The following is a 13,738-nucleotide window of genomic DNA, read 5'->3' on the forward strand; positions in this document are numbered from 1 at the left end:
CCGAAGCCCGCCCACCACCGTCAAAAGGACGACAAACCTGATCAGGCGTCAGCCTTTTCCCGCATCCCGTGACTTGGCGCCACGAAGCGTGCGCAGACCGATCAGGCCGATGATGGTGCCGAGCACGAACGAGACGACCGTCAGCACCGCGTGCACGATGAAGTAGGCGGTGGGCGAGCCGTCGGCCGCCCAGGCGCGGTCGCTGTCCCAGAGATTCTTGGCGAACGTGATCCAGATGATCCACGACCACACGCCGAAACCCAGCAGGAACATCGAAGTACCTCGCGAAATGCGCATGCCCCTGAGTATGCAGCGAGCCCGGCGACGCTACATTGCTCGGGTGCACAGCGCTATCTCCCGGTCGCTCCTGGTCCTCGTTTCCGGTGTGCTCGCCCTCGCGGTGACGCCGGTGGCCACAGCCGCCCCGAAGCCACCTGCCCAGGCGCAGCCGTGCGCGAACAAGACGACGCCTCCCGCACCGATCGACACTTCCGAGAAGCCGCGCCCCGGCGAGGCCGTGCCCGCACCGTTGCCCGTCCCGCCGGTCCCGGTGGGCGGCGACCGGATGGCCGAATGCGGGCTCGTGCTGCCTGCCCGCGCGCTGAACCCGCCGGACGGCAACACCTCCGCGTCCTGGGTGCTGCAAGACCTCGAAAACGGCGACATCATCGCCGCGAAGGATCCGCACGCCCGGCAGCGGCCCGCGTCGCTGATCAAGGTCCTGCTGGGGCTGGTCGTGGTCACCGACCTCAAGCCGGAGAAGGTCATCACCCCGACCAAGGAGGACGCCGAGCAGGAGTGCACCTGCGTCGGCATCGCCGCGGGCGGTCAGTACACAGTGGACCAACTGCTGCACGGGCTGCTGATGCATTCCGGGAACGACGCGGCGCACGCGCTGTCCACCGTGCTCGGCGGCGTCGACGCCACCGTCGCGAAGATGAACGAGCTGGCCACCCGCATCGGCGCCACGGACACCCGGGCCGCGACGCCGTCCGGACTCGACGGTCCCGGCATGTCGACCTCGGCCTACGACATGAGCCTGATCTTCCACTACGCGATGAAGAATCCGGAATTCGCGCAGGTGGTCAAGACCAAGAGCTTCGAAATCCCGCCCACCGCGGGAAAACCGGTCATCACGATCTACAACGACAACAAGCTCCTCGGGAACTACCCCGGGTTCACCGGCGGCAAGACCGGCTTCACCGACGACGCGCGGCACACTTACGCCGGTAGTGCGCTCCAGAACGGTCACCGGGTCGGGGTCGTGATGCTTCGTGCCGAACAGCGCCCGACGCGGGTCACCGAACAGGCCGCGAAGCTTCTCGATTACGGCATCGCGCTGCGTGCGGCCAAGGCCGAATCGGTGGGGCGCATCGAATACAAGGCGGCCGAAGCCGTGGACGCGGGTCAGGCGCCGGCCGCGCAGAACGCCGACGGCACGTCGAACAGCGGAGCCGCCGCGGCGGCGGAAGACCCGTTCGGGGTGACCGGCTGGATCATCACGCTGGTCGTCTTCCTGATCATCGTGGCGTCGTTCGTCATCGGCCACCAGCGCAAGAAGGCCATGACGGGCGAGTAGGAGATCAGGACTTGCGGCGGCCGAACCAGCCCAGTAGCGCTCCGGTCGCGAAAGCCCCGCCGACGGCACCGAGCCCCGGCCCCTGCTGAACGGTCACCCTCGGGTGGATCAGCACCGGGGCCGGCGGCTCGATGACCGTCTTCATGTTCTCTTTCGCGGTCGCCGTCCACGCGGTGACGAACAACAGGAACCGCGAAACGAGATTCGCGAACACGAGCAGGCCGATCACCGGGCCGAACAACGTGAACGCCGGTGATTTCGTGACGCTGCCGAGGTAAACGGTCGCGGCCTGCTGGAGCACGATGAAGCCGACGGCGGCGAAGATCGCGCCCTTGACCGCGCTGCGCAGCGCGACGTGCTCACGAGGCAGCCTCGCGATGACCCACAGGAAGACCAGGGTGTTGGCGAGCAGGCCGAGCAGGATCGTCGCGACCTTCAGCAGGAACTTCGCCCAGCTCTGCTCCTCCAGGCCGACCAGTTCGAGCAGGAAGCGTCCGACGCCGCTGCCCGCCGCGGTGAGGCCGAACGACACCACCAGCGCGAGACCGAGACCGACGAGCGACAGCAAATCCTTGATGGTCGTCGAAACCAGCGGCAACTGCTGTTTTTCCTGGCCCCACTGGGCGGTCAGCGCGTCACGCAGATTCGTCATCCAGCCGACGCCGGAGTACAGCGCGAGCAGCAGACCGAACACGCCGATGCCGCCGCCGGACTCCAGCGCGGCCTTGATGATGCTGCCCACCAGATCGCTCAGCCCGTCCGGCACCGACTTCTTGATCCCGTCGACGAGCTGGTTCGTCACCGCGGTGTCACCGCGGAGCACGATCCCGATGACCGCGAAGGCGACCATCAGGATCGGGATCACCGAAAGCACGCTGAAGTAGGTGATGGCGGCGGCGTAGTGGTTGCCGTAGCGCTCGGTGAAGGCGTCGTTGGCCCGGATGAGGTGATCGAGCCAGCCGTACTTCCGCCTCAGCCGCGGTAACAGCTTGTCCTCTTCCGGCTTCGCGCCGTCATCTTTCGCCACCGTCAAACGCTAACCACGCGGCGACGACATCGCAGCGTGAATCAGCCTGCCGGGGGAAGGAACCCGATGTTCTCGTAGACGTTCCGCAACGTCACCGAAGCGACTTCCCGCGCCCGTTGCGCACCGAGGGCCAGCGCCTTGTCGAGCTCGGCGACGTCGTCCATGTAGGACTGGACGCGTTCCTGCACCGGCGTGGCCCACTCGACGAACGCCTCGGCGACGCCCTTCTTCAGGTCGCCGTAGCCCTTGCCCTCGTAGGCGGTGACGAGTTCGGCGACCGGCTGGTCGGTCAGCGCGGACAGGATCGTCAGCAGGTTCGAGACGCCCGGCTTGTTCTCGGTGTCGAAGACGATCTCGCGGCCGGTGTCGGTGACCGCCGACCGGACCTTCTTCGCCGACTTCTTCGGGTCTTCGAGCAGTTCGATGAGGCCGTTGCCGGTCGACGAAGACTTGCTCATCTTCGCGGTCGGGTCCTGCAGGTCGTAGATCTTCGCCGTGTCCTTGACGATATGCGGCTCCGGCACGGTGAACGTCTTGCCGTAGCGGTTGTTGAACCGCTGCGCGAGGTTGCGCGTCAGCTCCAGGTGCTGCCGCTGGTCCTCGCCGACGGGGACCTCGTTCGCCTGGTACAGCAGGATGTCCGCGGCCTGCAGGACCGGGTAGGTGAACAGGCCGACACTGGCGCGATCGGTGCCCTGCTTCGCGGCCTTGTCCTTGAATTGCGTCATCCGGCTCGCTTCGCCGAAGCCGGTCTGGCACTCCAGCACCCAGCTCAGCTGGGCGTGCTCGGGCACCTGGCTCTGGACGAACAGCGCGCTGCGGGCCGGGTCGACGCCGAGCGCGAGCAACTGCGCGGCCGAGCGGCGCGTGCGCTCACGCAGCACCTTCGGGTCCTGCTCGACGGTGATCGCGTGCAGGTCGACGACCATGTAAAAGGTCTCGTGGGTGTCCTGCAGCCGCACCCATTGCCGCAGCGCACCCAGGTAGTTGCCCAGGTGGAACGAGTCGGCGGTCGGCTGGATCCCGGAGAGCACCCGCGGGCGCTTCAGTTCGTCGGACACGCCCGGATTCTGTCAGGCCGCGTCGCGGCGGGTCATCGGAGGTCGCTCCCGCCGAACGGTCTAAACGGTTAAACGCCACATACTTCCGACGGTTCTGGGCGCGTTGTCCGATTCCTAGCGTTCATGGCACCGGATCTTCCGGCCACACCGAAGGAGAACCCAGATGAAGGCACGATCCCTGCTGATGGGCTTGGCCATCGCGGCTGCGGCCGTGTTCACCCTTCCCGGCGTCGCCACGGCTGCCGAGCCCACCGGCGGCGTCCAGCCGAACATCGTCGGCGGCGGCAACGCGACCCAGGTCTACTCGTTCATGGTGTCCCAGCAGTCGAGCTCCGGCGGGCACCAGTGTGGTGGCTCACTGATCAGCGCGACCTGGGTGGTCACCGCGAAGCACTGCGGCACGCCGTCCCAGGTGCGCGTCGGCACCACGAACCGCACCAGCGGCGGCACCGTGGCCCGCGTGGCCCAGCGGATCGCCCACCCGAGCGCCGACCTGGCGCTGCTGCGTCTCTCGACGTCGGTTTCGCAGACGCCGGTCACGATCGCCGACTCGTCCGGGGCCGTCGGCACCGCGACGCGGATCATCGGCTGGGGCCAGACCTGCGCCCCGCAGGGCGCCTGCGGGGCCCCGATCACCCTGCAGCAGCTGGACACCTCGATCGTCGCCGACAACCGCTGCCTCGGGATCAGCGGCGCGAGCGAGATCTGCACCAACAACCCCGGCGGGAACAAGGGCGCCTGCTACGGCGACTCGGGCGGCCCGCAGGTGAAGCAGGTCAACGGTGTCTGGCAGCTCGTCGGCGCCACCAGCCGCGCCGGGAACAACAGCAGCACCTGCGCGACCGGGCCGTCGATCTACGTGGACGTCCCCTACTTCCGCAACTGGATCCGCACCAACTCCGGAGTCTGACCCGGTCCCCGCGTCGCCCCACCGCCCCCTGGGGCGGCGCGGTCCCAGCCGGTTCAGCAAGGAACCGTGCGGAAGTTCGAAGAGCCGCTCCAGCAGCGCGACCGCCTTCAGGGAGTCGCACCGCTCGGGGCGGCTCCTTCCTGTCCGCCAGTAGCTCAAGGTCGCGACACTGACCCGGACGCCCTGCTGGGCGAGCCGGTGGCGGATGCGGTCGAGTCCGAGGCCGCTGTCCGCGATCGCCTGGTCCAGGGCCCGGGGGAAAGGATCACCGGGCCGGTTGCGACGTTGCGTCACCGTCATGCACCCGAGCGTGGCGATCGCCGCGTACCTAAACAATCCGGGCCGGACTAGGTGTCCCTACCCAAGAAATCCGCAGCTTCGCCTTTAGCGGGCTGAACGCGATCCGCGCGCCCCTGGCACCGACCTGCGTTTAGCCCCCTAATCGCGATCCGGCCGGCTGGCGCCGACCTGCGTTTCGCGGGCTAATCGCGATCCGGCCGCGCCCGGGGGCAAAGCGACTTTCGCGGGCTAATCGTGCTCCGGCACCGACCTGCGTTTCGCCCCCTAAACGCGATCTGGTGCGGGGAGGTGCAGGTCAGGGGCGCCGCTGGCGAGCGAGGGCGTCGTCGGTGAGGACGGCCTCGGCCATCGCGGCGACGTGCGGTGCGGCCGACTGGGCCGGGGCGGCGGGAGCAGGAGCGGGCGCCGCGGCCGCGCGGGCCTTCCGGCGCTGACGGAACACACCGAAGGCCATGCCGACGATGCCGAGCGCGACGGCGATCAGGCCGACCGGGCCCAGAAGACCGAACGCCATCTCCGAGCGTGATGTCGACTCCGCGGCCGACGCCGGGACAGCGCCCGCGACGAGCAGCGCGACCGGGATCGCGACGACCGACGCGGCCCTGACCGCGGGCAGGGCCGAGCGCATCAGGAGATGAACTGGGTTCCGCACCGGAGTGCCTCCCGTGACGTGACTTTGCCGAACCGGAACGCTAACCCGAACGAGTGAGCATTTCCAGGTTGCTGGTCAAAAAACTACCGAGCGTGTCAAGACCTGTGGGTTCTGATCAACTCGGGGCACGAGACTAGCCCCTCACAGGGGGGATCTTTCGAGCACCCCTCTTCTCAGAGTTGTCGCGCACGAAATGGGTTTCTGACAAAAGCGGACAGCATTAGGCCGTTCGGATGTCACCACAGGGCCGAACAGGCACGATCCGACTTTCCACGGTTGGTTTCTTGTGCGCAATGGTCTATACCTGTTGGCCATACCCCTTAAAAGGTATAGACCAATATCTCCCTGCATGGTCCCCTCGTACGAAGGAGCCACCGATGTCTCTTCGACGTATTCTCGCGGCGGTCGCCGCCACCTTCGCCGCCACCACGGTCGCCGTGGTCGTCCCGGCCCAGTCTGCCTCCGCCGCAGACTGCGTGGCACCGTGGAACGCGAGCTCGGTCTACTGGGGCGGCAACACCGCCTCGCATAACGGACGCAACTGGTCCGCGAAGTGGTGGACGCAGAACGAAACCCCAGGTACGGCGCAGGTTTGGGCCGACCAGGGCGCCTGCGGCGGCGGCACGACCAACCCGCCGAACCCGTCCGGCTTCGTGGTCAGCGAAGCGCAGTTCAACCAGATGTTCCCGAGCCGGAACGCCTTCTACACCTACAACGGCCTGGTCACCGCCCTCAGCGCGTACCCGGCCTTCGCGGGCACAGGCAGCGACACCGTGAAGAAGCAGGAAGCGGCCGCCTTCCTGGCGAACGTCAGCCACGAGACCGGCGGCCTGGTCCACGTGGTCGAGCAGAACGAAGCCAACTACCCGCATTACTGCGACACGAGCCAGTCCTACGGCTGCCCGGCGGGCAACGCCGCGTACTACGGCCGCGGCCCGATCCAGCTGAGCTGGAACTTCAACTACAAGGCCGCCGGCGACGCGCTGGGCCTGCCGCTGCTGACCAACCCGTGGCTGGTGCAGAACGACGCGGCGGTCGCCTGGAAGACCGGCATCTGGTACTGGATGACCCAGAACGGCCCGGGCACGATGACCCCGCACGACGCGATGGTCAACAGCCGCGGCTTCGGCGAGACCATCCGCAGCATCAACGGCAGCCTCGAGTGCAACGGCGGAAACCCCGGCCAGGTGCAGAGCCGGGTGAGCAAGTACCAGCAGTTCACCGGGATCCTCGGCGTCGACCCCGGCGGCAACCTGTCCTGCTGATCCATCCAGGGAACGAGGGGCCCTTCACCGCGGATGACGCGGTGAAGGGCCCCTTCGTCATTCGAGTGAGCTCAGAAGCCTGCGCAGCGCGCCGTCCAGGACTTCGAGATCGCCACCCAGCGGCGAGAGCAGCTTCGCGACGTTCGCCGTGTGTTCGGTCATCGCGGCGTCGACGACTTCGAACCCGCGCTCGGTCAGCGTGACCCGGAAGCTGCGCCGGTCCTCGGGGTCGAGTGCCCGCTCGACCAGGCCCGCCGACTCGAGCCGGTCGATCCGGCTGGTCATCCCGGCCCTCGACATCATCAGCGTCGCGGACAGCTCGGACGGGATCAGCGTGTACGGCTTCCCGGATCGCCTGAGCGCCGCGAGCACGTCGAACTCACCTTGCTTCAAGCCGTGCTTCGCGAACACGGCCTCCACCATCGGCGTGGTCAGCATCGTCACGCGACCGAGTCGCCCGGCGACCCCGATCGCGGTCAAGTCCAGTTCCGGCCGTTCCCGTCGCCAGGCTCCGACCACCGCGTCGATCGCGTCGACGTTCCGCTCTTCACTCACGTCCCGCAGTCTATTCGACGGGAGATAGTTTGACAGCGAACTATCAGCGGTGGAACTATCAGGACATGACACAGAACGTCGAAACCCGCGAACCCGTCCTCGTCCGCGCCACCGAAGCCGAGACCGTCGGCGCGGCCCCCACCCTCGTCACCCTGCTCGCCGACGTCTCGACGACAGGCGGGGTCATGAGCAGCGCGAGAACACAACTAGGCGTAGGTGCCGACGGAGCGGCACCGCACTACCACACCGGCTCCTCCGAGATGTTCTTCATGCTCGACGGGAAGCTGGAAGTGCTTGTGGGAGAAGAGATCGTCACCGTCTCCGAGGGCGACATGCTCGTCGTCCCGCCACTGACCACGCACGCTTTCCGCGCGGCCGTGGACTCGGCGGCGGACGTGCTGATCGTGTTCATCCCCGGCGTGGAACGGTTCGACTACTTCCGGCTGCTGGAAAAGGTCGGCCACGGCAAGGCGACCGTCCAAGACCTCTTGGACAGCCAGGAAAAGTTCGACAATCACTTCGTCGAAAGTCCAGTGTGGACGGAGAGCGCGAAGTCCCGTCAGTAACCGCGCGGCGGATATCCCGGCGGCGGACCGTACGGCCCCGGCTGCGGATAACCCTGCGGCGGATAGCCGGGCTGCGGATACTGGGGTTGTGGATAGTGAGGTTGCGGATATCCCGGTTGCTGCGGCGGATACGGCGGCTGGCCGTACTGCGGCGGAGGCGGATACTGCTGCTGATACCCGGGATTCTGTGGCGGATGCGGCTGCTGCGGGTACTGGGGCTGCTGCGGCGCCGGCGCCGCGGGCTGCCCGCCACCGAGGTGGAACGGCAGCTGCGACACCAGGAGCCCTAGGTGTCCCAGCGTCAGGAGGACGGCGTCCGGCTTGGTCCGCCCGAACGTCGGATTCTCGACGTAGACCAGTTCCGCGCCCACCAGCGACCAGTTGTGCAGCTTCGACGACCGCATCGTGGCGGCGACCTGTGGCGTCAGCACTCCGATCGCGACGTTCGGGTCGGTGTCGATCAGCTTGTACCAGCGATTGAACTTCCGGTCCGCCGTGGCGGGCTCGGGGTACTGATCGACGTCCCAGGCGGTTTCGATGCTCGACACGATCTGGAAGTTCGGCATCGGCGCGGGCAAGGTGATCACCCAGACCGTGTCGATCGAGATCGTGTCGAGTTCGTTGACCTTCTTGTTGGTCCACCGCGTGTGCACACTCGTGACCGTCGGGCGGCGGTGGTAGTCGAACACGCTGAACTGGAGCCCGTTGTACGTGCCGCTCAGCGCGCCGAACGCCATCCGTTTGTCGCCGCGCTGGTTGAACGGCAGCACCGTCCAGCGCTCCAGGAGGTTCGGCGCGTCCGGGCTGAACTCCCACCCGTACTGGCCGGACATCGCGTAGCGCTCGGCGTTCGTCGCCTCGATCCGCCTGGCTTCGTTCGTTTCCATCGCTGCCCCAGATCTCCCGGCGGGTCAGCCGGAGTAAGTCGCCGTCACCGGCGCGTGGTCCGACCAGCGCTGGTCGTAGGACTCGGCGCGCTCGACCACGACCGACGTGCACCGCTCGGCCAGGCCGGGGGTGGCGATCTGGCAGTCGATGCGCCAGCCCGAGTCGTTGTCGAACGCCTTCCCGCGGTACGACCACCAGGTGTACGGGCCGGGGCCTTCCGGGTCGAGTTTGCGTTGCACGTCGACGTAACCGGCCTCGCTGAACACGCGGCCGAGCCACTCCCGCTCCTCCGGCAGGAAGCCCGAGCTCTTCTGGTTCCCTCGCCAGTTCTTCAGGTCGGTCTTCTCGTAGGCGATGTTCCAGTCACCCACCACGACGACCTCGCGACCACCGGCCTCGGCCTTGGCGCGCAGGTCGACGAGGTACGGCAGGAACGCCGCCATGAAGCGCTCCTTCTCGTCCTGGCGCGGGGTGCCGACGTCACCGCTGGGCAAGTACAGGCTCGCGACCACGACGTTCGGCAGGTGGATCTCGGCGTAGCGGCCGCTGTCCTCGAATTCGGGTTCGCCGAAACCGATGCGGACCTCGTCCGGCTCGGCGCGGCTGAAGAGCATGACGCCGTTGCGCCCCTTCTGCGCGGACGGCGCGTGCACCACGTGCCAGCCTTCGGGCGCGGCGGCACCGGCCGGCAGCTCCTTGAGCTCGGCCCGGACCTCCTGGCAGGCGACGACATCGGCCTTCGTGGAGCCCAGCCACTCGACGAAGCCCTTTTTCGCGGCGGCACGGAGGCCGTTGACATTCACAGTGGAGACGGTCAGCACCCTCCGCACGCTACCCGGGGGGTCCGACAGAACCGTCAGGGAGTTCGCTCTGCGAGACTGCGCGCATGAGCGAGCTGACCGTGCTGGGCAGCTGCGGCGCCTGGCCGGAACCGGGTCGGGCCTGCGCCGGGTTCCTCCTGGTCCACGAGGGTTTCAAGGTGGTGCTCGACCTCGGCTACGGGGCCGCGTCACGGCTGTTCGAACACGCCCCCGGTGGCCGGGTCGACGCGGTGGTGGTGACGCATGAACATCCCGATCACTGCGCCGACGTGAGCGCGCTCGGCCGTGCCCGCGCCTACGGGCTGCCGGACGAGCCGAGGATCCCGCTGCACTGCACGCCTGGCACGGTGCGGCGACTCGAAGCGATGGAGCCGCGACCGCATCCGACGACGATCTTCGACGTGTCCGACCTCGGCCCGCCGCGAGACGTCGGGCCGTTCCGGATGACGACGTTCCTGCTGCCGCACCACGTGCCGAACCACGGGGTCCGGCTGAGCGCGCCCGGGCTCACCGTCGCGTACACCGGTGACAGCGGGCCCAGCCCGGTGCTGGCCGAGCTGGCGCGCGACGCCGATCTGCTCATCGCCGACGCCACGCTGCAGGGCCCGTCACCCGACGAGGCGCCGCGGCTCGTTTCGACGGCGGGCGAGGCCGGGTACTGGGCCGAGCGCGGGGGTGCCCGGCGGCTGCTGCTGACCCACTTCTGGCCCGGTTCCGACCGCGCGGTCTCGGTCTCCGAAGCGCGGAGGGAGTTCAGGGGCGAGGTACTGGCGGCCGAGGAAGGCACCCACTTGCGTTTAGCCCCCTGATCGCGATCCCGCAGGTCAGGGCCCACTTGCGTTTCGCGGGCTAACCGCGATCCCGCAGGTCCGAGACGCCCACTTGCGTTTCGCCCCCTAATCGCGATCCCGCAGGTCAGGGGCCACTTGCGTTTCGCCCCCTAATCGCGAAGCCGCAGGTCAGGGGCCACACTTGGAGCCTTCGACCGGGGGCGCGAACTGGGCGGAGACCCACTTGCCCTCGGCGATCTTGCGGAAGCCGTTCTCGACCACGGGCTGCGCGTCGATCTTCGCGTCCTTGACGTACTTGCCGACGATCTTCTGTCCACCGGGGGTGTCGCGCGCGTTGAGCACGTCGGCCGTCACCACGACCTGGCAACCGGTCGGGCTCGATGCGCTCGACTCCCTGTCCTGTCCGGAGATGGCGACGACGACGATCAGCGCCAGTCCGCCGCCGATGAACAAGACCGGTTTCGAGATGGCCATGATGGTCACTCCTCGAACAAGGGAATCGTTTTCTGCCAAGACCAGAGTGGCAGAAGCCGGGGCGGTCGCCCAGATCCCGGATTGCCAACCACCCGGAGGCGCCAACCGGACGGCGGCCGTACTACCCAGGGTCACAACGCGAAAGGCCCCCTTCCGTGCGGAAGGGGGCCTTCACGTACCTACAGCGAGACTCAGCCCTGGGCGATCTTCTTGGCCAGGTTCTCGTCCAGCGTCGCGAGGAACTCCTCGGTGGTCTGGAACGCCTGCTCCTTGCTGATCAGCAGCGCGAGGTCCTTGGTCATCTTGCCGCTCTCGACGGTCTCGATGACGACCTGCTCCAGCTTGTTCGCGAACCCGATCAGCTCCGGGTTCGAGTCCAGCTTGCCGCGGTGCTCGAGGCCCCGGGTCCACGCGAAGATCGACGCGATCGGGTTGGTCGAGGTCGGCTTGCCCTGCTGGTGCTGGCGGTAGTGCCGGGTGACCGTGCCGTGCGCGGCCTCGGCCTCGACGGTCTTGCCGTCCGGGGTGCGCAGCACGGAGGTCATCAGGCCCAGCGAGCCGAAGCCCTGCGCGACCGTGTCGGACTGCACGTCACCGTCGTAGTTCTTGCAGGCCCAGACGTAGCCGCCCTCCCACTTCATCGCCGCGGCGACCATGTCGTCGATCAGGCGGTGCTCGTAGGAGATGCCCTTGGCGTCGAAGTCGGCCTTGAACTCGGCCTGGTAGATCTCCTCGAACACGTCCTTGAACATGCCGTCGTAGGCCTTGAGGATGGTGTTCTTGGTCGACATGTAGACCGGGTACTCACGGTCGAGGCCGTACTGCAGCGAGGCGCGCGCGAAGTCCTCGATGGACTTGCGGTAGTTGTACATGCCCATGGCGACGCCGCCGCCCTCGGGGAACTTCGCGACGTCGAACTGCATCGGCTCGGAGCCGTCGTCCGGGGTGTAGCTGATGGTCAGCGTGCCGGGACCGGGGACCTTGAAGTTGGTCGCCTTGTACTGGTCGCCGTGCGCGTGACGGCCGATGATGATCGGCTTGGTCCAGCCGGGGACCAGCCGCGGGATGTTCTGGATGACGATCGGCTCGCGGAAGATCACGCCGCCGAGGATGTTGCGGATCGTGCCGTTGGGCGAGAGCCACATCTTCTTCAGGCCGAACTCTTCGACGCGCGCCTCGTCCGGCGTGATGGTGGCGCACTTGACGCCGACGCCGTGCTTCTTGATCGCGTTGGCGGAGTCGATGGTGACCTGGTCGTCGGTGCGATCCCGCTCCTCGATGCCCAGGTCGTAGTACTCCAGGTCCACGTCCAGGTACGGGTGGATCAGCCTGTCCTTGATGAACTGCCAAATGATGCGGGTCATCTCATCGCCGTCGAGCTCGACGACGGTGCCCTGGACCTTGATCTTGGCCATGAGCAGCGGTGCTCCTTCCGCGGATCTTCGCGTTCTTCTTCAGTCTCTCCGGTAGCGGTACAAGCGTACTGCTTAACGGTCCTGGATGGTTCCAGTAGTGGTCGGTATCAAGTCTCCACGAGGCCGATGTGACCGACGTCACCCGGTCGGACGACGGCCATCCGGCCGTCACGGGATCACCGGAGACCGCGCCATCATCGAACCGCACTCCATTTTCGGCATTGCCGGCCACCGGAAGGGCGGTCCCCATGTCCACCAACCCCTACGCAGTGCAGCCGCACGAGCAGCCGTCGATGCCGGAGCCTTACCTGCAGCCTAGGCAAAGCGGCCGCGCCGCGCCCCGGGTGATCAGCGCGCTCGGCGGTGTCCTGCTCTCGCCGGTCGCACTCGGCCTGGTGATCTACGGCGGCTCACGGCTGCAGCGGACCTACGCGCAGGCCTACTCCGTCGGCGAAGACCCGCTGGGCTTGATCCTGCTGATCGTCGGCGGTCTCCTCCTGCTCGGCGTCGCGCTCCTCGGCGTGCTGTCCGGACTCGGGCCGGTCCTCGGCGGGCTGATCTGGGGAGTGATCCCGGGCCTGACCACGCTCCTGGGCGGGTCGAGCGTCATGAGCACCCTGTACGACATCGGCGGCCGCGAACTCGGCGTCGGCCTGGTGACCTGGCTGGTGATGGGCGCCCTGTTCGGGAGCGGGTTCCTGCTGGTCGGGGCCGGCCTGGTCGGGACCCTCGTCCGGCGTCGCTCAAGTCGCGTTTAGCGGGCTAAACGCGCTCCGCGGAGATCGAAGTGAACCGAAGGGGCTTCGCATCCGTAGTCCGGTTCAGGGAGGTGGCCCGCCCATGTCATCGCACCGGTACGTCGCGGAGTACGACGACGAGGACTACCAGGAGTACGGCGAGTACGAGCAGCCCAAGGACCCGCGAAGGCCGTACGAGGACGTCGAGTCGTATGAACCGTACGAACCCTTCGAAGACGACGTGGGCTCCGAAGACGCCCGCGCGGGCCGAGGCGTGCGTCGCGTCCTCAGCGGCGCAGGCGGCCTGATCCTGACGCCGGTCGCCCTCGGTCTGCTGTCGTGGGGCGGCCTGCGGCAGCAGATGCTCGTCCAGGCGACGCTCAGCACCCAGCGTGACGTCCTCAGCATCGGCCTGCTCGTGGGCGGCGGGATCCTGCTGCTGGCCGTCGGGCTGCTCGGCGCGCTCTCGGCGACCGGCCCGATCCTCGGCGGTCTCGTCTGGGGCGTCGCGCCCGGCGTGGCCACCGCGGCGGTCCCCGAATGGGGCTTCCGGCTCATGAAGTACCTGCCACAGAACGACGTCACCTACGGCGTCACGAGCTGGCTGTTCATCGGCGGCCTGCTCGGGACGGGCTTCCTCCTGATCGGCGCGGGCCTCGCGTCGAGACTCGCCCGGCGGCGCCGCTGAGCGGGCTGG

Annotated in this window: 16 protein-coding genes; 7 read left to right on the top strand and 9 right to left on the bottom strand. The window is 67.7% G+C overall.

What is annotated here, in order from left to right; all coding sequences use genetic code 11:
- Positions 1 to 48 precede the first annotated feature (48 nt).
- Entirely contained in the window at positions 49 to 297 is a 249-nt protein-coding gene (locus IE302_RS26350) for an SCO4848 family membrane protein (protein ID WP_191257154.1), read from the bottom strand.
- A gap of 43 nt (positions 298 to 340) precedes the next feature.
- On the opposite strand from IE302_RS26350, the gene IE302_RS26355 reads away from it, so the two are divergent.
- A complete protein-coding gene (locus tag IE302_RS26355) occupies positions 341 to 1,579 on the top strand; it encodes a D-alanyl-D-alanine carboxypeptidase family protein (protein WP_191257155.1) in 1,239 nt (412 codons plus the stop codon).
- Between the two features lie 4 nt (positions 1,580 to 1,583).
- Here the strand turns inward: IE302_RS26355 and IE302_RS26360 are convergent, their stop codons facing one another.
- The gene (locus IE302_RS26360; protein ID WP_373308024.1) at positions 1,584 to 2,612 is read right to left on the bottom strand and encodes a YhjD/YihY/BrkB family envelope integrity protein; all 1,029 of its coding nucleotides are present in this window, start codon (positions 2,610 to 2,612) and stop codon (positions 1,584 to 1,586) included.
- A gap of 35 nt (positions 2,613 to 2,647) precedes the next feature.
- Positions 2,648 to 3,667 carry a tryptophan--tRNA ligase gene (trpS, locus tag IE302_RS26365; protein ID WP_191257157.1) on the bottom strand — a complete coding sequence of 340 codons (1,020 nt, stop codon included), beginning with the start codon at positions 3,665 to 3,667 and terminating at the stop codon, positions 2,648 to 2,650.
- Positions 3,668 to 3,830: 163 nt separating this feature from the next.
- Between trpS and IE302_RS26370 the strand changes: the two genes are divergently transcribed.
- Positions 3,831 to 4,577, top strand: a complete 747-nt coding sequence (locus IE302_RS26370) for a S1 family peptidase (RefSeq protein ID WP_191257158.1) — start codon at positions 3,831 to 3,833, stop codon at positions 4,575 to 4,577.
- A 595-nt stretch (positions 4,578 to 5,172) separates the two neighbouring features.
- Here the strand turns inward: IE302_RS26370 and IE302_RS26375 are convergent.
- Entirely contained in the window at positions 5,173 to 5,505 is a 333-nt protein-coding gene (locus IE302_RS26375; RefSeq protein ID WP_191257394.1) for a hypothetical protein, read from the bottom strand.
- Positions 5,506 to 5,906: 401 nt separating this feature from the next.
- Here IE302_RS26375 and IE302_RS26380 point away from each other — a divergent pair, with 401 nt between their 5' ends.
- Positions 5,907 to 6,794: a glycoside hydrolase family 19 protein gene (locus IE302_RS26380; protein ID WP_191257159.1), complete on the top strand. Its 888-nt coding sequence runs from the start codon at positions 5,907 to 5,909 to the stop codon at positions 6,792 to 6,794.
- A 57-nt stretch (positions 6,795 to 6,851) separates the two neighbouring features.
- Here the strand turns inward: IE302_RS26380 and IE302_RS26385 are convergent, their stop codons facing one another.
- Positions 6,852 to 7,349 (bottom strand): MarR family winged helix-turn-helix transcriptional regulator, encoded by a 498-nt coding sequence (locus IE302_RS26385; protein ID WP_191257160.1) that lies wholly within the window; start codon positions 7,347 to 7,349, stop codon positions 6,852 to 6,854.
- 65 nt (positions 7,350 to 7,414) lie between these two features.
- On the opposite strand from IE302_RS26385, the gene IE302_RS26390 reads away from it, so the two are divergent.
- On the top strand, positions 7,415 to 7,915 hold the full coding sequence (locus IE302_RS26390; protein WP_191257161.1) for a cupin domain-containing protein: 501 nt from the start codon (positions 7,415 to 7,417) through the stop codon (positions 7,913 to 7,915).
- On the opposite strand, the gene IE302_RS26395 is transcribed toward IE302_RS26390, so the two are convergent.
- Together IE302_RS26395 and IE302_RS26400 are read right to left on the bottom strand one after the other, a co-directional pair.
- Entirely contained in the window at positions 7,909 to 8,802 is an 894-nt protein-coding gene (locus IE302_RS26395; protein ID WP_191257162.1) for a hypothetical protein, read from the bottom strand. The genes IE302_RS26390 and IE302_RS26395 overlap by 7 nt on opposite strands.
- 24 nt (positions 8,803 to 8,826) lie before the next feature.
- Entirely contained in the window at positions 8,827 to 9,633 is an 807-nt protein-coding gene (locus IE302_RS26400) for an exodeoxyribonuclease III (protein WP_191257163.1), read from the bottom strand.
- Between the two features lie 56 nt (positions 9,634 to 9,689).
- Here IE302_RS26400 and IE302_RS26405 point away from each other — a divergent pair, with 56 nt between their 5' ends.
- Entirely contained in the window at positions 9,690 to 10,433 is a 744-nt protein-coding gene (locus IE302_RS26405) for an MBL fold metallo-hydrolase (RefSeq protein ID WP_191257164.1), read from the top strand.
- A 150-nt stretch (positions 10,434 to 10,583) separates the two neighbouring features.
- Here IE302_RS26405 and IE302_RS26410 read toward each other — a convergent pair whose 3' ends face one another.
- Both IE302_RS26410 and IE302_RS26415 read right to left on the bottom strand, forming a co-directional pair.
- Positions 10,584 to 10,889, bottom strand: coding sequence for an SH3 domain-containing protein (locus IE302_RS26410; RefSeq protein WP_191257165.1), 306 nt, complete (start codon positions 10,887 to 10,889; stop codon positions 10,584 to 10,586).
- 191 nt (positions 10,890 to 11,080) lie between these two features.
- Positions 11,081 to 12,304: an NADP-dependent isocitrate dehydrogenase gene (locus IE302_RS26415; protein ID WP_191257166.1), complete on the bottom strand. Its 1,224-nt coding sequence runs from the start codon at positions 12,302 to 12,304 to the stop codon at positions 11,081 to 11,083.
- Between the two features lie 248 nt (positions 12,305 to 12,552).
- Here IE302_RS26415 and IE302_RS26420 point away from each other — a divergent pair, with 248 nt between their 5' ends.
- Complete coding sequence (locus IE302_RS26420) at positions 12,553 to 13,062, top strand: hypothetical protein (protein ID WP_229907941.1); 510 nt, start codon at positions 12,553 to 12,555, stop codon at positions 13,060 to 13,062.
- A gap of 82 nt (positions 13,063 to 13,144) precedes the next feature.
- Entirely contained in the window at positions 13,145 to 13,729 is a 585-nt protein-coding gene (locus tag IE302_RS26425) for a hypothetical protein (RefSeq protein ID WP_191257167.1), read from the top strand.
- Positions 13,730 to 13,738 lie beyond the last annotated feature (9 nt).

The organism is Amycolatopsis oliviviridis, assembly GCF_014654365.1.
GTDB classification, from domain to species: Bacteria; Actinomycetota; Actinomycetes; order Mycobacteriales; family Pseudonocardiaceae; genus Amycolatopsis; species Amycolatopsis oliviviridis.